At 30.2% G+C, this 20,451-nt stretch carries 15 protein-coding genes and 1 pseudogene; 10 read left to right on the forward strand and 6 right to left on the reverse strand.

Annotated elements, in window-relative coordinates:
• On the forward strand, positions 1–2,336 hold a 2,336-nt coding region (locus ACWI69_RS08065), incomplete at its 5' end, for a hypothetical protein (RefSeq protein ID WP_448821330.1).
• Positions 2,337–2,437: 101 nt separating this feature from the next.
• Here ACWI69_RS08065 and ACWI69_RS08070 read toward each other — a convergent pair.
• From ACWI69_RS08070 to ACWI69_RS08085, 4 genes are all read right to left on the reverse strand, one after another.
• Positions 2,438–3,076: a murein L,D-transpeptidase catalytic domain family protein gene (locus ACWI69_RS08070; protein WP_448821331.1), complete on the reverse strand. Its 639-nt coding sequence runs from the start codon at positions 3,074–3,076 to the stop codon at positions 2,438–2,440.
• Positions 3,077–3,198: 122 nt separating this feature from the next.
• Positions 3,199–3,672, reverse strand: coding sequence for a hypothetical protein (locus tag ACWI69_RS08075; RefSeq protein ID WP_448821332.1), 474 nt, complete (start codon positions 3,670–3,672; stop codon positions 3,199–3,201).
• A gap of 26 nt (positions 3,673–3,698) precedes the next feature.
• Positions 3,699–4,055, reverse strand: a complete 357-nt coding sequence (locus ACWI69_RS08080) for an Rrf2 family transcriptional regulator (protein ID WP_448821333.1) — start codon at positions 4,053–4,055, stop codon at positions 3,699–3,701.
• Positions 4,037–4,645, reverse strand: coding sequence for a hypothetical protein (locus tag ACWI69_RS08085; RefSeq protein ID WP_448821334.1), 609 nt, complete (start codon positions 4,643–4,645; stop codon positions 4,037–4,039). The genes ACWI69_RS08080 and ACWI69_RS08085 overlap by 19 nt, the downstream gene beginning before the upstream one ends.
• A gap of 225 nt (positions 4,646–4,870) precedes the next feature.
• Between ACWI69_RS08085 and ACWI69_RS08090 the strand changes: the two genes are divergently transcribed.
• Entirely contained in the window at positions 4,871–5,218 is a 348-nt protein-coding gene (locus ACWI69_RS08090; RefSeq protein ID WP_448821335.1) for a PAS domain-containing protein, read from the forward strand.
• A gap of 161 nt (positions 5,219–5,379) precedes the next feature.
• Here the strand turns inward: ACWI69_RS08090 and ACWI69_RS08095 are convergent, their stop codons facing one another.
• Entirely contained in the window at positions 5,380–6,402 is a 1,023-nt protein-coding gene (locus tag ACWI69_RS08095; protein ID WP_448821336.1) for a DnaJ C-terminal domain-containing protein, read from the reverse strand.
• Positions 6,403–6,610: 208 nt separating this feature from the next.
• Here ACWI69_RS08095 and ACWI69_RS08100 point away from each other — a divergent pair, with 208 nt between their 5' ends.
• Both ACWI69_RS08100 and ACWI69_RS08105 read left to right on the forward strand, forming a co-directional pair.
• Positions 6,611–6,898, forward strand: coding sequence for a hypothetical protein (locus ACWI69_RS08100; protein WP_448821337.1), 288 nt, complete (start codon positions 6,611–6,613; stop codon positions 6,896–6,898).
• A gap of 717 nt (positions 6,899–7,615) precedes the next feature.
• Positions 7,616–8,410 carry a helix-turn-helix transcriptional regulator gene (locus ACWI69_RS08105; RefSeq protein WP_448821338.1) on the forward strand — a complete coding sequence of 265 codons (795 nt, stop codon included), beginning with the start codon at positions 7,616–7,618 and terminating at the stop codon, positions 8,408–8,410.
• Between the two features lie 62 nt (positions 8,411–8,472).
• Here ACWI69_RS08105 and ACWI69_RS08110 read toward each other — a convergent pair whose 3' ends face one another.
• Complete coding sequence (locus ACWI69_RS08110) at positions 8,473–8,901, reverse strand: hypothetical protein (protein WP_448821339.1); 429 nt, start codon at positions 8,899–8,901, stop codon at positions 8,473–8,475.
• A gap of 221 nt (positions 8,902–9,122) precedes the next feature.
• Between ACWI69_RS08110 and ACWI69_RS08115 the strand changes: the two are divergent.
• From ACWI69_RS08115 to ACWI69_RS08140, 6 genes and pseudogenes are all read left to right on the forward strand, one after another.
• Positions 9,123–10,943 (forward strand): annotated as a pseudogene (locus ACWI69_RS08115) (polysaccharide lyase family 8 super-sandwich domain-containing protein).
• 29 nt (positions 10,944–10,972) lie between these two features.
• On the forward strand, positions 10,973–11,371 hold the full coding sequence (locus tag ACWI69_RS08120; RefSeq protein WP_448821340.1) for a hypothetical protein: 399 nt from the start codon (positions 10,973–10,975) through the stop codon (positions 11,369–11,371).
• Positions 11,365–16,116 (forward strand): autotransporter domain-containing protein, encoded by a 4,752-nt coding sequence (locus ACWI69_RS08125; protein ID WP_448821341.1) that lies wholly within the window; start codon positions 11,365–11,367, stop codon positions 16,114–16,116. Before ACWI69_RS08120 ends, ACWI69_RS08125 begins: the two co-directional genes overlap by 7 nt.
• A gap of 16 nt (positions 16,117–16,132) precedes the next feature.
• Positions 16,133–18,427, forward strand: a complete 2,295-nt coding sequence (locus tag ACWI69_RS08130) for a polysaccharide lyase 8 family protein (RefSeq protein WP_448821342.1) — start codon at positions 16,133–16,135, stop codon at positions 18,425–18,427.
• Positions 18,428–18,538: 111 nt separating this feature from the next.
• Positions 18,539–19,516, forward strand: a complete 978-nt coding sequence (locus ACWI69_RS08135; RefSeq protein WP_448821343.1) for an ABC transporter permease — start codon at positions 18,539–18,541, stop codon at positions 19,514–19,516.
• A 38-nt stretch (positions 19,517–19,554) separates the two neighbouring features.
• Positions 19,555–20,436, forward strand: coding sequence for a carbohydrate ABC transporter permease (locus ACWI69_RS08140; protein WP_448821344.1), 882 nt, complete (start codon positions 19,555–19,557; stop codon positions 20,434–20,436).
• Positions 20,437–20,451 lie beyond the last annotated feature (15 nt).

The following is a 20,451-nucleotide window of genomic DNA, read 5'->3' on the forward strand; positions in this document are numbered from 1 at the left end:
ATTTAAGTGAAAAAGATAGATTTGTCTATACAGAAGACTTAAAGAATATAAAGCTAGAACTACTTAAAGCGGAATCTTTTAAAACTGATGGCAACTCTGAAAATGAAATAGCACCGCCTTTACCACCAAGAGATGAAACTGTTCTTGCTGATATGGATAATAAAGATCCAATGAAAAAATACAGTGACTTAATAGTTGAAAAAGATCAAACTCCAGATAATTCTTTAAAAGAGGTTAATATTAAAAAAGAGATACAAAATAATCCTCCGTATGAAAAAGAATATAAGAAGCTTGAAAAACTTGAGCAAGATATGCAAAAGGAAAGAGAAAAGCTAAATGATCTTTTCATTAAACAATCAGAGTTATCTGCTAAAGAGTTAGACAATAACTCCAAAAAAGAATTAAATAATATAGAGAAATTGCTAGAACAGACTAAGAATAAAATAAATGAATTACAAAAAAAGCAAAATGAAACAATTGCAAATATAGACAGCATAAGAGAAAAAAATACAAAAAAAGTGACGGAAATCTCTATTGAAAATAGTGATACAAATAATTCAAATAATAAAAATGAAATCACTATTCCTAGTGACTTAAAGGTAGAGAATAAGGTAATAAAAACAGAGTATGGAGACATAAATTTGACAACTACAGATATAGGAGTAATCAAAAACTATATTGAAAGTGGATTTTTAGTAAATGATAGTTTGAGAGAAAATATACCTTTGACAGAAAAGGAGACAAAATTTGTAAAAGAGTTGGATGAAGCACTTTCAAAAATGCCAAGTTATACAGGTGACGTTCAAAGAGTTTTATACATACCAGCTGAGGATAGAGCAGAGTTTAAAAAGTTTTTAGAGAGTCATACAGTGGGAAGTGTTGTAGAATATAAAGGGTACACATCAACTGCTCGTACAGATGTTAAAAATTCAGATTTACCAAGTAACATAGTTTTAAATATAAAGGATACTACTTCGGGAAAAGATGTAACATATTTTAATAAGGATGAAGGGAAAGTTATATTTGAAAGAGGAGCTAAGTTTGAAGTAACTAAGGTTGTTGAAAAAGATGGTAAGTTCTATATCGATATGAAAGAAAGTAAGGGAGATACTAGAGCTACTGAAAAACAAGAATCTATTTATGAAAAGGTTTTACCTTGGAAAGAACAGAGTTTTGACGATAAAAATTTATCTGAAAAAGATGATGAAGTTAAATACTCTGATTTACTATTAGATAAGAATAGCAAAAAAGAGATACAAACAAAAGAACCAGAGGTTATCTATGCTGATTTGAATGAGCTAGGAATAAATGAAAGTTCAAATACTCAAAAGAAGCCAGAATTACCAACTGGACATCCGATATTAGATAAAAATGAAAAAACAGTGAAGGCGAATGAAAAAGAAACTTTAAAGAAAGATGCCTATAAAAAAGAAGGAGATAAATTTATAAGAAGTGAAGAGGAAATAAAAAGGCAGATTGATTTGGTTTTAAATAGTGGAAAAAATATTCCACCTGAGCATCTACAAGAGTTTGTATCTAGATTATTAACTAATAAAGACAAGGAAAAATTGGATAATTTGAATGGAGTTACAATAGAAAATGCACAAGTTACGAATACTAGCACAGAAGATGATAACCGTTTGGCTGCCTTCTATTCTAAAGTAACAAACAAATTTGAAAGAAATAGAGAAAGAATGGACAATGAGTTGATAAGAAAATTATCAGCTAGTGAGGAACTGGGGAATATTATATTAGGACAAAAATTAAAAACTCAAGAAGATAAAAAAGAGTTTATAAAAAAATATAATGAAAATCCAGAAGCACTTATCAATGAAATAACTAATTCTAGTATGAAAATAGATGAAGCAACAGTAAATGCTTTAGCAGATGTGATTCAGAAAACAAGAAAAGATACATTTGAAAAAGTAACTAAACTACCATATGAAAATGCCGTTATAAAAATAGTTGATAATAATACGGGTAGTCTTGCTGGGTATTCAAACGGAGAAATCAAAATAGATTTAAATAAAGTGACTTCGTTAGAAAAAGCGTTAGATTCATTGTTACATGAAAATGTTCATTTGGAACAAGATATTATTAGAAAAAATCCGAGTCAAGCAATAAGTGAGTCGGTGAGAGATTTATATAATATAAACCATTCTCAAGGTGGATATATAAAAGCTGGAGAAGATCAACATACAAATATTCAGTATATGAATCAACCTGTTGAGGCGGAAGCATTTTATGCAATGCGTGCAAATGAATTGATAAAAAAAATAATAGTAAATACTGTTAAAAAACTTGAAAAAGAGACAAATGCTGGTAAAGAAGTTTGATTTCTAGAAAATAAAGAGTAAAAAAGGAAAGAGATAACACAAAGTGTTATCTCTTTCTTTATATATAAAATTAACTATAATTCCTAGGGAATGTATATATACTATATCTTAGAATTACTCAGATACTCTTTTTTATCAGTATGTATGTACATAACAGAACCATCTTTTATTTTGTCAATAACGGGCTTAGCGAGTTCAGCTGGTATAGTAGGACACCCTAAGCTTTTATAAAGCATAGGAACTGATTTTATGGGAGTAGCATATTTAGAGCCATGCAAAACAATACTTCTTTTCATAGCGTTGTCATTGATTCCTTTTTCTAATCCCTGTAGTCTCAAAGAGTATCCAAATTGCCCATTATAGGCATACGAAGTTTTAAAAAACCCAGGAGAACTCTTATAGGAGTTTAGAATATTTGAAAACTCGGTAGTATAGTTATCACCACTATTTTTACCGTGCATAACATATGTAGAATAAAGTAACTCTTCTTTATTCAAATCAATAACGTAGAATCTTTTTTCTAAAGAGGGTTTAGAGTAATCGATAATTGTGAGAATATCCTCTTTTTTATTTTTAATTTTTTCATATCCAGTAATAGCTCGATAAAAAGTAGATAAAGAGATTTCTTTATCTAAGTGTAGTTTTAAGTATTGTTTGACAATTTTGTTATCACTAAGTGAATCATTTCCAAATATAGTCATAGATAATAAAGTAAACGATAGTACAATAATTCTTTTCATCAATCCTCTCCTTTTTTATAAATCTTAAACATTTCTGTTATATACTATAATAAAAAAAAAGAAGCTTCTATATACTATTTTTTGATAAAAATTTTTCAAAAATTATTACAAGTAGAAAATGATTATTTGACTTTTTCGTTTTTTAAAATGCGTCTCTTAGCTTTTACAGATGCAATAGATCTGTTTAGAGTTTCAGATATCCAAAGTAATGGTAAATCAATGTGATTTTTTAGAAAATTAAGTTCCTCTTTACTCCAAGATCTTTTATTAAAAAGATTCAGATGTCCCATCATATAATTAATTTGAAGTTTACTTTTACCAAGTATTTTGCTTAGTTCAGAGATATCTAAAGTTCTATTTTGTATTAAAAAATTAATATCTTTTTCATTCCATAAATTTTTTTTTAATTTTTTTTTTGGTTTTCCTAAAATATTTTCACCTATTTTTTCATAACAAAGATTTTTAATATCTTCAGATATATTTTTTAATAATATTTTCTCATCATTTTTTATGATTAGTAATCTATTTTGATCGAGTTCTTCGACATCTATTGCATCATTAAGAATAAGTAAAAGTTTTCTGTGTAAGTCATTCATAATCAAGAACACCCTCCTATAGATTATTAATCTAGTATTTTTATATTCTTTAAGTCGTTTAAAAAATGCAGATTAATTTTTAAGATTTTCTCCTTGTATGAAACGTCATTGTATTTATTTCTTCTTACTTTAGATACAATTTCTAATGAATTAAAAAGTTCAAAAAATGTGATATCTTTATTTTTTAGATAGTATCCTCCATTTTTACCTTTCGTAGATATAATAAGTTCACTTTTAGATAATTCTGAAAGAATACCTAATCCCATATTATAAGGTACTTGGATATTTTTTAAAATATCTTTTCCAAGTTTTGTATTTAATTCATTTGTTTCTTTTAGTTCTTGAATTATGATATAACCATATTCTATTTTTTTTGAAAACATTCCTCTTCCTTTCCAGAACATTCATCCAATACGAGATGATTCAAATATTCATTAATTTTTTCAATATTTAATTTAACTAAATTTTTTTCTTCAATTATATAGTTTTCCTTTTTTAATTTTGAGTAAATTAGATAGAATTGACTCTTGCTAATATTGAAGTTTTCATAACTAATCTCTTTTTTAGGAATCTCATTATCAGAGTTAGCATATAATTTCAGAATAGCCAAGATATAACCTTTAGAATCATAGAGCTGATATAAAAACTTTATGATTGACTTCTTTATTAGTTGTGATAGCATTTTTTCAAATACAGTATTTTTTAAAATATCTTTTTTAGAGAACTTAAATTCTTCTAGTGTAGTTTCCTCCAGAGCCTCTACTTCCACATCTATCTCAGGAAGATTAACATTGAAATTAGATGAAATATTGAAAAAATTTCCAACCAATTCACCCTCTCTTAAACAGTTTTCATTAGATATAATTTTTCCACTGGCCAAAATATCCTTTGTAATTACTTTACCTTTCGTTATCAAGAAGAATCGTCCGTCTAAATAGTATTTTTCATTTGAACTTAGATCAACTTTTAACACTAAAATTTCACCACCTTGTTGATATGTTTTCTTAGACAAACTTGTGATTAATTTAAACTTGTGATTAGTTTAAAGTTAAAACAATTATACATTTATACATTAAAATTTTATATTAATAATTTAATATATTTATAGTTTTCTATTGTCCTATTTAGGAATTTTTTAAGTGGAATTTCTTTTAAAATGAACATGGTAAGAGAAAGAAGAAAAGGAGGTGTTTTTTTTGTGGAAGGAAATAATGTAAAATGTTTTATTGATGGAATTTTATCTTTAGATTTCAGTAAAGATTATATTTTTATAAAAGATTCAAATTTAAAATATTTATACGCTAATCCAAACTTTTGTTCTTTATTTAATACAAGTTTGAATGAGATTATAGGTAAAGACGATAGTTTTATAATAAAAGACTTGAATACTTTGAAAAGTTGTGAAAAAAGTGATAAATTTGCCTTAAAAAATAATCAAATTATTTGTATTGAAGAGGTTTTTGAGAAAGATTTTAGTGTTTTAAAAATAAAAATAAACTTGGATCAAGATGAAACGGGGATTTTATGTTTGGCAAGAGTTAAATAAAAGACAAATTTGTTATTTTATTAAAATAATGAAATATATATTTTTTATAAATCATATAAAATATATATGATTCGATAGCTGTATTTTGGGATATTAAGAAAATTGAATAAAACCACCAGTAAGTAATTTGGAAAGATTACTTATTAGTGGTTTTAACTTTCTTATAGCTTAAAAAAGTCTTTAACTTTTTTTATGAAACTATTTTCAATTTTTCGATTTTTATCCTTTAGTTTTTCATCAAAATTTTTAAGCAAAGTTTTTTGTTCTTCATCCAAATCAGTAGGAACTTCAATTATAATTTCAGCGTAATGAGTTCCTTTTTTCTTAGTTTTGGGATTAAAAATACCATACTCTCTTAGAGCAAAACGTTTTCCGCATTGAGTTCCAGCAGGTATTTTGATTTTTTTATTTCCACTTAAAGTTGGAACTTCTACTTCGCCACCTAGAGTGGCAGTATAGTAACTGATTGGAACTTTACAAATAATGTCATATCCATCCCTTATAAAAAGCTCATTCGGTTTGATTTTTATATATATATAAAGATCTCCGTGAGGACCTCCAGTTGTACTGGCATTACCGAATTTAGCTAATTTTAACTTTTGTCCATCAGCTATACCAGCAGGTATTTTAAATTTCTTTTCAACCTCTTCAGGAGCACCATTTTTTCCAGTACGAGCGTATCTTATAGTTTTTTCTTCACCTTTAGCTGATTCTTCTAAAGATATCTCAATTTCCATAGATAGGTCTCCGCCAGGTTGTGGACCTCTTTTTCGAGCACCTCTACCACCGAAGAATGATCCAAAGATATCTCCTAAATCTTCCTCGTCTCCTCCACCTCCGAACTCATTGAAGTTAAAGTTAAAATTTCCAAAATTAAAATCTTGGTAGTTTTGTCCACCACCATATTGACCGTAACCTTGAGAACTACTTGGACCGCCTTGTTCAAAAGCAGCATGACCAAAATTATCATATTGACTTCTTTTTTCTGGGTCTGATAGTATTTGATAAGCTTCATTGACCTCTTTAAATTTTTTTTCAGCTTGGGCTTTTTCAGCTTCAGTCGAAGAACTAAATTTGTCAGGATGATATTTTCGAGCTTGTTTTCTATAAGCCTTTTTTATCTCAGCCTCACTGGCGTTTTTATTAACTTCTAAAATCTTATAAAAATCCTCTTTTAGAGCCATTGTAGCCTCCTTCTATACTTAAATTTATAATCAAAAACATTTACACAATTGTATGTTTTACTTTACTAACTTAAGAAAGAAATTCCTTTAGAATTATAAAATAAAAAAATATATAAAAAATAAAAGAAAAATATATGTTTTATAGAAGAAGATTTAATAGAGAATAGAAAATAAAACTAACATATATTTAAGGGAAGGGTGAGTTACTATGTCTAAGAAAATAACAGTAGAGAAATTTGAAACATTTATTTTAGAGTGTGTAAATGAGATGAAAATAGGGGAGAAAATGGTCTTTACTAAGAAAGCAATGCCTTTATCAAGAGATCATACAATAACTTTAATGAAAGTAGACGACAATAGATACACAGTGATTGAAAGAGGAATTGATGATTTAGAGTTTTCAAATATCGATTTTAATGAAGTTATTAGAGAGTTGATGCTACTAAAAGAGAAAGAGTTCGGAGATTGTGAAGAGTTTTATGCCCATAAAGCATAGATTTTGATAGAATAAACCATGCCATAAAGGCATGGTTTCTATGAACTCTAACAACTGAATATATGGAGTTGAGACAAGTAATTCTGTTGTCTCGTAAAATATTCACAGTATGCGACCCACTTTGAAAGGAGCGAAAGCCAAGCATTGACGTTCAAGGTGATATACAATATCTGTTGACCACAAAACTTGATTTTTGTAGGTGACATCGGACATATGTTTTAAAAACTATGAAGTTTGTAATATATTCAGGGTAGGAACTACCCGCAGAGCGTGATTAATATATCCGACATGAGTCAGATACTTCCCACGAAGCCCCGCCCTCTATTAGGGCGGTGGTAGTTCACAAAAAGAACCTCCATGACTTATCAATATGGAGGTTCTTTTTTTCAATATAATATTTTTTTTAAAAAAGTGTTAAAACTTTTTTTTAAATGACATTTTTTTTCATTAAAATGGAATACAATAAGAACAAGACTATTTTACTAAAATCATAAAATTTGAAAAGTCTGTATCCTCTCACGCCTACTTTATTATAGATATATTTGGTTAAAAAACAACGTTACAAAAAAATTCGAATATAAAGATGTCCCCCGATATTCTTTATTAAAAGAAAATATGATTTTATAATCGGTAAAATTAGTGAGTTTTTAATAGAAAAAGTAGGTGTGGCGAGAGGATATCCAGTTTGTTGACTTTAAATAGGAGGATAGAAAAATAATGTCTAGTGAGGTAGAGGTTATAAAAAATAGTTTTTATGAGCTATTTAGAGTTAATTACAGGGATATTAAAGGGAAAAAACAAAATTTTACAGATTTAGAGAATTTAAGTGGTATGGTTATTAAAATTTGTGTAAAAGGAAAGGGGCTATATTACTATAACTCGGAAGAATATGTATTCTTTGAAGAGGGAGATCTAATAATATGTAATGAGTTCTATTTCAACAGTATTTTGACTTTAACGAAAGAGTGTAAACTAGATATTTTTCAAATAAAAGATTATTCATTGTTAGAGATATTGAATAATAAGATAAAAAAGAAAGAGTATCAAAAGATAAAAATTTATAATTTAAAAAAGATACTATTTGAGATTGAAAAGACCTTAAAAATTGAGAGCAAAGAGTTAACTTTTTTTAAGCTTTTGATAGATATAATATTTTATTTAGGGGAAAGAAAAAATAACATTGGATTCAATTATTTGAACGATAAAAACTTTATGGATATACTTTTGTATATAGATTCTAATATTGATAGAAGAATAACTGTCAGTGATGTGGAAAAGGAGTTCAAAATCTATAATAAGATACTAAAAGAGTTATTTAAAAAATATCTGGGTATTTTTCCATCTGAGTATATATTGAATCAAAAATTGACTAAAGCAGCGATACTTCTAAGAACTACTGACTATAAGATCGGGTATATATCTGATATCCTATCAATTTCGTCACCAAGTGCATTCACTTTAATTTTTAAAAGAAAATTCAAAGAATCTCCATTAAATTATAGAAAAAAATAAAATGTATGTCTTCTTAAAAATAAAGGGACATACATTTTTTATTTTAAGTTCTTCTATAAAAGTCATTTAGAAAAACCTTGAACGGCGTCTGAAACCTTAATAATTGATTTAGAGAGCGTTTCCATACTCACTGTTTTTTTGAAAAACCAATAGAATTTAAAACCAGGAGCACTGGTGATTCTAAGGACGTGAATATTTGGGAAACGTAGACGAAACATCTCGGTAGTTCCAATTTGATTAAGTGGAATAGAAAAAATTTTTGATACGAAGTTCATATCTGTTGTTATTTTAAATTTTTGAATACTAATTATTCTCATATTGGTTATTAAAAAAGATCTAAAGGGGTTGTCATAACAATTTATAATAACTTCGTTGGGACTCAAGAGAATTTGATGAAACTCCTTATTTATAGAATCTTTTAAGATAACAGCTTCCATTCTTGTAAATGGAAAACTAATAATTTCCCAAAGTAAACTAAAATATGTAGGCATGTATACCACGCTCCTTTATTTTTAAAAATAGTTTTTCATTTGTTTTTGGAGTATACAAAAATAAGGGAGCCATTCCTACTTTAAGTTTATAATTATTTTTGTTTCTCTCCAGAAAAAGAGTGATGTTTAAAGAAAATGGTATATTTACTAAAAATACTATAGTGAGTATATTAAGAATAAGAGTATTTAGTAAGTATAGAAAATTGCATAGGGAGATTGAGATGGGGGATATATTAAAAAGGCGTATAGAATATTTAACAGGGGGAAGTGCACCGAAAGAGATATTAGAAAAGTTGGAAGAAGAGTGTAGAGAAATATTGGAAGAATACAAAGAGAATAATACTTTAATTGAAAATAGTGAACAAAAAATTTTAGTGGAAAGAATAAGAGATAGTTATAAAAAAATATTGACTTTAGGAGTAGCGTATAATACGGAGAATTCGCTCTATAATAAAGATGAGCAATTGATTGTGGTGGCAATGGAAGTATTAGAAAATAACTATAGAAATTACTATAATTTAGAATCTGTGGAGCATACAAATTGGTGGCAATGGGAGATTGGATACCCTTTATTAATAAATGATATATTGATTCTTTTTTATGAGGAGTTTAAAAAGAGTTTTACAGATAAAATAGTGGATGCGACAAAATATTTTTTACCAGATGAAAGATATCTAGGAAACAATCCTGTGGCTATACATCCCACTGGTTCGCCTCTAAGAGTAGCAACTGGAGGAAATTTAATCGACACTTGTAAAATAATTTTTTTAAGAGGAGCCATTTTAAAGGATTTAAAAATATGTCAGAAAGCCGTAGAATCTATATCAGAAACATTAAATATAGTATCTGAAAAAAATATAGAGACAATAAGTAATAGAGATGGATTTTATAAAGACGGCTCTTTTATACAACATGGGTTTATACCGTATGCAGGAACTTATGGAAATGTTTTGTTATCTGGGATTGCTGAAATAATATATTTAGTAGACAAAAAGCTGAGAGATAAAATAGATATAGAAAAAATATGTGAAAGAGTTTATCTAGCTTTTGAACCTTTATTTTTTAGAGGAGCTATGACAGATATAGTCAATGGGAGGGCTATAACAAGAGAAGGAAATGACCATCAGATAGGACATGAAATTATAAATTCGTTACTACTTTTAGCAGATGGAGTTGATGAAAAGAACAGAGTGAAACTTTTGGAGATAGCTAAAAGAGAGTTAGTTTTAGATGAATATTACCTACATAGAGAAAAGGAAAGAAAAGCTATATTTTACAATCTTTCTACAGAAGTTTTAAAAAATTTAAAGATTAAAGTTAAGAACTATCCCAGTGAAGTAAAGTGCTTTAATGAGATGAATAGAGTGTTCTATAGAAATATGAATTTTGCGATAGGGGTAGCTATGCACTCAAATAAAATTGGAAATTTTGAAACATTTAATGGTGAAAACACAAAGGGATGGTTTACGGGAGATGGAGGAGTATACATATATTCAAAAGGTGATGAATATATAGATTATTAGAAAGATGTAGATTTTTACTACATTCCGGGAACAACGGAGATAAAGATGGATATGGAAAATAGAGATAGAATAGAGAGTTCTATAGGCAATATGCCGAAAAATAGTGTTGCTGAAGCTTATGGAGATGTAGATTCAGGGGTCGCTTATATGGATTTTATCAATTGGAATGGGAAATTGAAGAGTAGGAAAAATTATATCTTTAAAAAAACAGGGATATTTTATTTAGAGAGTTGCATAAGTGGAGAGGGAGAAGTATATTCAACTGTAGCAAATATGAGAATATCTAATTTGAAAGATAAAGAAGTGTATATCGATGGAAAAATTATGGTGGGATTCTCTATAGCTGGAAGATTTAAAGAGATAAATTTAGGAAATTTGATATATAAATTTTATAAAAGTGAAAAAATAAATTTAGAAATCTATGGCGAAAAAGAGAATAGATTTGTAAAAATTTGGATAGATTTGGGAAGAAATCCAATTAATTATACTATTGCATGGGAGGTAGTAGTTGTAGTATAATATATAAAAAGTTTTATAAAAGGTGGAATATGTTAAAAAAAGAACGAAAAAATATTTTTTTGAACAAAAAACTTTGGAGTTTTTTTATTTTTTCTTCAATAGTAATATTTTTATTTGGGATAAAGGAGTATAGAAACTATAAAAAAGAGGAAAAATTGAGAGTTGAAAGACTTCTAAATAAGATAAATTTGAAGGTGGAGCTATTTATGTCCTCCATCGGAGATTTAGAGAATAGTGAACCAATAAAGGAATACTATAATTCAGATGAGACATCATACTATAATTTACTAAAGGTATTACAAGAGATTCAAAAGAAAAATAATATCTATGGAAAAAGTGGTTATACTTTAAGTTTGGGAAAAGAGAGCTCGGATATTATAATTACAGGAAGTGGTACCAAAAGTAAAGAGGAATATCTAGATTGTTAGGAATCTTTCTATTATTTTCTAGCAAAAGTTTAGTGAGTTATTCGAATCAAATTATTGTGGTCAACGATAAAACAATTGATGTATCAGTTGCGAGTGGAGCGGGAATGTCAGCTGGGAATAACCAAACTATTATAAATCAAGGAATAATAAATGTGATAGGAAATAAATTTACTACTGGAATGAAAGTGGATGGAGAGGGAAGAGAGGGATTTAATGAGGGAGTTATAAACCATGTTGGAAATGGTGTGGACACATCAAATGCTATGAACGCTCAAAATGGAGGATACGTAGAAAATAAGAAAGAGATAGATGTTTCAGGGAAAAATGCTTCAGGAGTGTCGGCGGATAAAGTTGGGTCTATAGGAGTAAATACTGGAAATATAAGTGTTTCAAATAGTGCTAATGCTATGAAGGCAACTGGAGGGGCTGAAGTAACAAATTTTGGAAAGATAGATGTAAGTACAGCAAATTCTACGGGGATTTTTGTAACTGATTCTGGCTCTAGAGCTTTAAATGAAGGGGATATATATGTTTCTGGAAATAGTTCAGCTGGAATATCGATCACAAAGGGGAGTTTTGGAGAAAATAAAGGAAATATATATGTAACAGCAGGGCAATATACATCAGGTATAAAAGTTGATGGAGATGGAAGTAAAGGAGTAAATAGCGGAAAAATAATTCATGTTGGAGATGGGCAAACATCAAATGCTATGTTGGGTCAAAACGGTGGAAATATTGAAAATTTTGGAATAATAGAGGTATCAGGAACAAACGCCTCCGGAATGGGAGCGGATAAAATAGGATCAGAACTTTCCAATAAAGGAGAGATAATAGTAACAAATAAAGCTAAAGGTATAAAATTAACAGCAGGAGCAACAGGAGCTAATGAGGGACAGATAAAGGTAATTGATGGAACGGGGATATCTATCGAATCAGCTTCAAAAGGTGAGAATAGGGGAGAGATTTATGTTTCAAGCGATAGGTCGATAGGAATATCTGTGACAGCGGGAAGTGAAGGGATAAACAGTGGAAATATATATATTACAGCAGGGGAGTTTACTTCTGGAATACAGGCAACAGGCGCTGATTCCAAAGGTATAAATAATGGCAATATAATCCATGCTGGAAATGGAAAAACTTCAAATGCTATGCTAGCTCAAAGTGGAGGATATTTAGAAAATAATGGTAGGATTGAGATTTCGGGAACAAATGCTTCTGGTATGGCAATAGATGGAAAAAATAGTATTGGAATAAACAACAAAGTTATAAGTGGAAATAAAAATTCGATAGGCATAAAAATAAGTGGTGGAGCTGAGGGAAGTAATAAAGGCATCATAAGTATGGAGGGAGCAGGATCAACAGGGATATTGATAGGTAACACTACAAGTTCTGGAAAAGGAGTAAATGAAGGAGAGATTTACATTGAGGGAGATCGTTCTATCGGTATGTCGCTATTGAATGGAAGCGAAGGGATAAATAGTGGGAGTATATATGTTACAGCTGGACAATATTCATCAGCAATAAAAGCTGATGGAATAGGGAGTATAGGAACAAATAATGGAACAATAGTCCATATAGGAGATGGGCAAACATCAAACGCTATATTAGCTCAAAATAAGGGAAGAGTAGAGAATAATGGTCTAGTTCAAGTATCTGGAGTAAATACTTCTGCAATGAGTGCTTCAGGAGATGGAAGTGAAATTTTAAATAATGAGGCGGGAAAAATTGAAATTTTTGATAAGGCTTTGGGAATAAAAATAGAAAACAGTGGATTCGGAGAAAATTCTGGAACAATATTAAACTACAGTACTAGCACAGGAATAGATGTGCGAAGTGGAGGAACGGCTTTAAATACAGGAGTAGTTGAAAATTATTATACTGGGAATGGTGTGAAGGTGTCACAGGGTATTTTAACAAACTCAGGTGAGATAAAAAATTATGGCTTAGGAAATGCTGTTCTAGTAAGTGATGGAATTTTTATAAATGAAGGTGGGACAATAGAGGGTGGGAATGGTGTAGCTATAAGATCAGAAGTTCTTAGAGTAAAAGATCCCGAGACTGGAAAATATTATGATGCTCCTACTAATAACTCAGTAGTTTTAAAAGGTGGAAAGGTAAATGGAAGTATTATTGGAGGAGTTGGAGTAGACGCACTTTTTCTTCAAGGAAATAATAATTTATCAGATATAAGTTTAGAAAACTATGAGATTTTATCAGCAACTGGTGGAGATAGTAAAATAGATAACTCTTTTATAGACTTGGAATACAATAGGGGGAATCTAGCTTACTTTGATGAGAATAAAACTAAGTTAGAAAGTGAAGGAATTATAACAGTAGATAAAGGTAGGTTAGAAATATCAAATAGTTCTTTAGTTATAGACTTTAAAAATTCGTTGACGGATACAACATTAGAGAACTCAATAATATCAGCGGATAAGTTAGTTTTAAATGGGAACATAAGCTTTTCTTTCATATCTGGAGATGGGAGAAATGAGTTTAATCTATCAGAGGCTTTTGGTGGGGTAGAGATTGAATTAGGAGAAAGTGCTAAAATAGATTCAACAGTTATTTGGAGCTATGAAGTAAAAGACGAAAATATAATAGCTAGAAAAAATAGTTATGGAGAGATAGTAAATACAGGGAAATTATCGAATTTTGTGACTTTGTTAGAATCTGATAGAATAGCAAAAAGTTTTTCTGAAGAGAGAAGTATAGACAAAAGTCTACTTTACGCAGTATCAGATGCAGAGCAACTACAAACTTCAGGAGAGTTCACAGAGGCTATGAAACAGTTATCAGGTGGAGTATATGGATATATGGCTGATATAGCAGCGCTGAACTCAAAAACTTTATCTAAAAGAATGCTAGATAGAGTTATTCAAAGCGATTTTACAAGAGAGAGAGCTACAAATTCATCGATTCAAGATGTTATATATATGGATAATAACCATAGAATAAATGGACTTATGGATGTTTCGTATAAAGAAAATGGAGTTTTGGGTATAACAGAAAAGCAAATAGAAGAAAGTGCAAAAATTGGATTTATGTATGGAGGAAGTAATGGACATGTTAAATTTCAAGGTGGGGAATATGGAAAAGCGAGTCTAGATAATGTATATGTAGGAGGGTATTATAACTACAGATTTACAGATAGATTCTCTCTAACTTCAAATGCTAGGGTAACAACAACATTTAATTCTTTGAAAAGAACTATAGATTACGGAAATACATACGGAACTTTTGATTCGACGTTTCCAACTTATGGGATAGGAATAGGAACTGTAGCCTCATACAATATTTTAAAGAATGACTACAAATTTGGAGCTTATGGTGGAATAGATTGGACTAAAATCATTCAAGGAAATATAACAGAGGATCCTAGACCAAATGGAACTGTTCAGAATGAATTGGCGATTAATAATAGCAAAACTGTGGATGAGGAGTTTTATGATTCGGTTGTTCCAAAAGTTGGAATTCTTTTAGAAAAAACTGGATATTTGTTTGGGAAAAAATATATTGTAGGTGGAAATATTGAATATGAAACAGAGATGGGTGATATAAAAGATGGAAAAAATCTTAAACTTCAAGGGTTATCAGAAAAACATAAGATAGAGACAACTAAGATGGAAAATCTGATGTCATATAATATTTTTGCGTCACTAAACTTAACAGAGGATTTTTCAGTTTTAGGGAGTTATACATCAACGAAATCGAAAGAGTATGATGCAGATAGTGTAACAGTTGGAGGTAGATATAAATTTAATTCTATAGGAGATTCATTGAATACATATTTTGATAATCTTGCTGGAAATAGAAGTGATAGATGGAGAGGGACAGTAAACTTTATATTAGAAGTTGAAGATGATTCAGATAGAGTTTATTTTGATTCTGAGGGAAGAGCTTTCCCGGGAGACTATGCAGTATCTACACTTTATATGCCAAAAATTACAATAGGATTGAATGATTTAAAATCTAAGTGGTCATACTATTTTGAAGGATATTATAAAGATAATGAGTTGTTTCAAGGGTTGAAATCCAATGAAGCGAAGCAACACATGACAAGAATACACCTAGAGGCTAGATGGGGGGATACATTTTCAAGAGGAAGGTATGGTCTAAATATAGCCTATAGAAATGAAACAAGTGAGAGACCACAAAACTTTGGTAAAGATAATTTTAGAGAGGTAAAAAGGTGGGCTAATCAGATTCGGTTAACACCAAACTTCTTATATAATTTAGGAAATGGATTTGCTGTAAATGGAAATTTTGCAAATATATATGAATATACTTACATGGGTGATAGAGAAGGACAAGGGGACTTTATAATGGAAAATCAAGCGGGACTGGATTATATAGGACTTATGCCGAGAATATTTATGAGGTTAAATTACTATAGAGAGGACAGATGGTATGATCATAACCATACGGGAAATGTTGAAAGATATCAGCTAACTCAGTTGAGACCAACTTTTAGATATTACTTTGGAAATGGCGGAAATGTGGAGTTAGAAGGTAGATTTCCACTGGGGCATGGTGGATATTCAAATGTGACAAGAACTAAAGAGATAAAATCTGAGAGTTATGAGTCTAGGTACTCTGTGAAATATGTTCATCCGATAGCACCGGGATTTACTGGAACGATAGGTGCAATGCTATTGACTGTAAAAACAAAAGAGAAGAGCACAGGAGTAGAAACGAGATATCATTCATTTAGACCAATGGTTGGAGTTGGTTATAACTTTTAATTGAAGGGGGAAAAAGTTGAAAATAAAAATAATTTTAATGCTACTTTTATCTGTATGTGTAGTTGAAGCAAGTGAGAAGAAAGCGTTGAATGAGAGTTTGAATAAAGAGACACTTAAAAGTGGTGTAGTGACTCAAAATGAGAAAATAGATTTCAAAAAAATGAGATTGAAGTGGGTTGAATTTTTAATAGGAAAAGAAAGTCTAAAGTTACAAAATCCGAAAGTAAAAAAGGACACTATTACAACTTTGAATAATATGGGTAAAAAGGGTTTAGATAATTACAACTATGACAAGGATAGAATATCAATATACTCAGATTTGCCAGATATGAAAAATGGAGTTCAAATTCAAACAACTTATGAAAGATTAAAGGATTTAAGTAAGGTTTATGTTATTCCAGAAACAGATTTTTATGGAGATGAAAAAATTAAAAATGAGATTTTAAATTCGTTGGAGTGGCTGTATGAGAATGCTTATTTTGAAGGAGCTCCTGAATATGGAAACTGGTGGCAGTGGGAACTTGGAATACCTAAAAATATGAATGAGATTATTGCGATTATGTATGATGAGATTCCAGTTGAAAGTCGAATGAAATATTTAAAAGTATCTCAATATTTTCAGCCATACGCCAAATATTCAGGATATAGTCCATCAGCAAAATACTCTTCTTCCCCAGAGTTAAGGATATCTACAGGGGGAAATAGGATGGATACCTCTATTATTTCCTTTGCTCGTGGATTTTTAATGGAGGATAAAGAGCAAGTTTTAGATGGTGTGCTAGCAGTTGGAGATGTTGGAGAATATGTGGAAAAGGATGATGGTTTTTATAGAGATTCATCTTTTATCCAGCATGGAAATATTCCATATAATGGAACTTATGCTTCTGTACTATTCAATGGATTGGGGACAATGCTATATTTAACATCTGGGACACAGTACGAGATGACAGATGAGAGATTAAATAATATATACGATTCTATAGTTGATGGTTATTCATTTTTACTTATAAATGGTGGAGTTATAGATGCTGTTAGTGGAAGATCCATTTCAAGAGATGGAAGTAATGAACTTGAAAGGGGAAGAGGTCTAGTGACTTCAATGGCTATGATATCTGAAGGGGCACCATATCCATATAATCAACAGATAAGAAAGTTAGTTAAAAAAGCTTTGGAAGAGAACACTTCATATGACACAACTGAGAAAATATATAACTTAAACTTAAAAGAGATTATGAAAAATATAAAAAATACAGAGATATATGAGGAGCAAAACGACACTAGGAGTAAAATATTTTGGGGTATGGATAGGGCTGTTCATCATGGAAATCAAGGAGCTAAATTTGTTATAAGTATGCACTCTTCTAGAATAGGTAATTATGAAACAATGAATGGTGAGAATAAAAGAGGATGGTATACAGGGGATGGAATGACATATATATATGGAAAAAATTCAGATAAGTCTAAAGATTTCTGGGCAACTGTGGATATGTATCATCTACCTGGAACCACTGAGAGTATAAATGAGAGAAGAGATGGGTCTGGTGAAAGAAGGCATAGGGCTAAAATGAATCCGAAAGCTTTTGCAGGGGGAGTTTCAACAGGTGAAGTGAGTTTGGTAGGAATGGATTTTTTATCGTGGAACAATAAAACCTCAGGAAAAAAAACGTGGTTTTTGATGGACAATACAATGTTTGCAATGGGGTCTAATATAAGTAGTTCAGATGGAGAAATTCATACAACAATTGACAATAGGATAGTGGATGATGAAAACTTTAAATATAAAATGTTTTTGGAGGGAGATGTAGTTACAAAAAAAGAGATTAGAACAGGAAGCTGGAAAGATATTGGTGGAAAGAGTGAAAAACCAATAGAAATTGAATATATAATGGCTTATATTGATCATGGAAAAAATCCAAAAGATAGTAATTATTTATACAGTGTGGGATTGGATGAAATCCCAAAAGAGGATGTAGAAATATTATCCCAAAATGACAAGGCTCATGGCTTAAAAGTAAAAGATTACATAGGAATAAATTTTTGGAAAGATAGTCAATACAAAGTAGAAAAGTTTAAGGGCTTTAGCTCATTGTCTTTGTTAGCTTTAGAAAAAGAGAATACTTTAGAGATGTGGGTAAGTGATCCAACTCAGCTTTCAAATGTGATGTCTATATTAGAAATTGATGGAAGTTATAGATTGATTGAAACTACCGATAGAAATTTAGTGATAAAGACAGAGAAAAATCAAACTATTTTAAAAATAGATAACATAAGAAAGGGAGAAACAAACTATATAAAGCTAGAGAAATACTAGGAATTCAAGGTGGACAGCATAGAAAAATGCATATCCCAAATTGATGATTTACACTTTAAAGTTTATAAACTATAATCACCTTACAAAACGTAGATAAGTAAGGGGGGAGTTATGAAGGAAAATGTTTTAGAATTAGATGGGGGAATAGAAGCAGAAAAAATAGGTCTCATAAAGAAAATAATAACTAAGTTAAAACGAGGAAATGTGAAAGATCAGATGTCACTATATCTTATTTTTCTTCCATTTATACTTTGGTATCTGATATTTGCATATAAACCAATGTATGGTCTTGTAATTGCTTTTAAGGATTATAATCTATTTAGAGGAATAGCAGGAAGCGAATGGGTAGGACTAGCAAATTTTACAGAATTTTTAACAAGCCCATACTTTTATACCACTTTAAAAAATACAATATTTTTAAATATATATAGTTTAGTATTTGAGTTTCCATTTGCAGTAATTTTAGCTCTTATGCTAAATGAGGTAAAAAATAGATTTTTTAAATCTTTCGTTCAAACAGTTTCATTTTTACCATACTTTATAGCTATAGTTGTAACAGCAGGAATAACTATAAATATTCTTTCACCAAGTAGTGGTGTAGTCAATCATATTTTAGAGGGAATTGGCTTTGAAAAGATATACTTCTTATCAAAACCAGAGTACTTTAGGGGAATATTTACAGGAATGAATATGTGGAAAAGTACGGGATTTAATGCAGTTATCTATTTAGCAGCTTTAACAGCAGTGGATGAGTCATTGTATGAAGCAGCAAAAATAGATGGAGCCACAAAATTTCAACAGCTTAGATTTATAACTTTTCCATCAATTATACCAACAATAGTTATAATGTTAGTTTTAAAAGTTGGAAGTATGCTAAATGTTGCATTTGAGACGGTTTTACTACTTTATCAACCAGCAACATATTCAACATCTGATGTTATAAGCACTTATGTATATAGAACAGGTATGTTGATGCAAGATTTTGGTTTAGCAACTGCAGTAGGTCTTTTTAATGCAGTTATTGGATTTATTCTGGTCTACTTGGCAAATAGATGGAGTAAAAAGATAACAGCATCAGGACTTTGGTAAAAAGTTATAACTGTTAAGAAAATTGAAAGGAGAGATTTATGAGCAAAATTAAGAGATCAAAAGATGAAAAAATATTTGATTTTATCAATTATTCCCTACTTGCAATATTTGGAATAATGTTTATATACCCTATTATATATGTATTTTCAGCCTCAGTGACAAAACCATATCTTTTGGAGATAGGAGAGATGTATCTTTTACCAAAAGGAATAAGTATGGCATCTTTCAAAGCGGCTATGAGTCTAGAGGGAATATGGTTAGCTTATGCGAATAGTATTTTTATAACAGTTGCAGGAACTGCTGTGAGTATGTTTTTTACAATAACTGGAGCATATGTTTTATCAAAACCAGAATTAAAATTTAGAAAGGTGTTAACATTAATGGTAGTTGTGACAATGTGGTTTGATCCGGGAATGATACCTAGGTATTTAAATATGAGAGATTTAGGTCTTATAAATAGCTATACATCTGTAATAGTAGGATTTGCAGTAAATACATTCAATGTGATAATTTTGAAGAGTTTCTTTGAAGCTGTACCGAAGTCATTGGAGGAATCAGCTAGAATAGATGGTGCTACTCAGTGGCAGATTATGACAAAAATCTATTTACCGCTGTCCACTTCGGCACTGACGACAGTATCACTGTTTTATGCTATCTCAAGGTGGAACGGATATTTTTGGACAATGGTTTTATTGACTGATGATTCTAAAGTCCCGCTACAAGTTTTTCTAAAGAAGTTAATTGTAGAAAAAAATATGGCTGGAGAAGCAGCACAGATTATTACACCAGAAAGTTTAACATCACCTCAATCAATAATCTATGCGGTAATAGTTTTATCAATAGTTCCAATAATGGTTATATACCCATTTATTCAAAAATTCTTTAGAAAAGGAGTTACCTTAGGAGCAGTCAAAGAGTAGATAAAGAAGTAAGGG

The sequence above is a fragment of the Cetobacterium sp. genome, assembly GCF_977044495.1.

Bases quoted from the DNA above. Each gene is read 5' to 3' on its own strand.
- ACWI69_RS08070 (WP_448821331.1), bottom strand. From the start codon at position 3,076: ATGAAAAGAATTATTGTACTATCGTTTACTTTATTATCTATGACTATA.
- ACWI69_RS08075 (WP_448821332.1), bottom strand. From the start codon at position 3,672: ATGAATGACTTACACAGAAAACTTTTACTTATTCTTAATGATGCAATA.
- ACWI69_RS08080 (WP_448821333.1), bottom strand. From the start codon at position 4,055: ATGTTTTCAAAAAAAATAGAATATGGTTATATCATAATTCAAGAACTA.
- ACWI69_RS08095 (WP_448821336.1), bottom strand. From the start codon at position 6,402: ATGGCTCTAAAAGAGGATTTTTATAAGATTTTAGAAGTTAATAAAAAC.
- ACWI69_RS08100 (WP_448821337.1), top strand. From the start codon at position 6,611: ATGTCTAAGAAAATAACAGTAGAGAAATTTGAAACATTTATTTTAGAG.
- ACWI69_RS08105 (WP_448821338.1), top strand. From the start codon at position 7,616: ATGTCTAGTGAGGTAGAGGTTATAAAAAATAGTTTTTATGAGCTATTT.
- ACWI69_RS08110 (WP_448821339.1), bottom strand. From the start codon at position 8,901: ATGCCTACATATTTTAGTTTACTTTGGGAAATTATTAGTTTTCCATTT.
- ACWI69_RS08120 (WP_448821340.1), top strand. From the start codon at position 10,973: ATGTTAAAAAAAGAACGAAAAAATATTTTTTTGAACAAAAAACTTTGG.
- ACWI69_RS08135 (WP_448821343.1), top strand. From the start codon at position 18,539: ATGAAGGAAAATGTTTTAGAATTAGATGGGGGAATAGAAGCAGAAAAA.
- ACWI69_RS08140 (WP_448821344.1), top strand. From the start codon at position 19,555: ATGAGCAAAATTAAGAGATCAAAAGATGAAAAAATATTTGATTTTATC.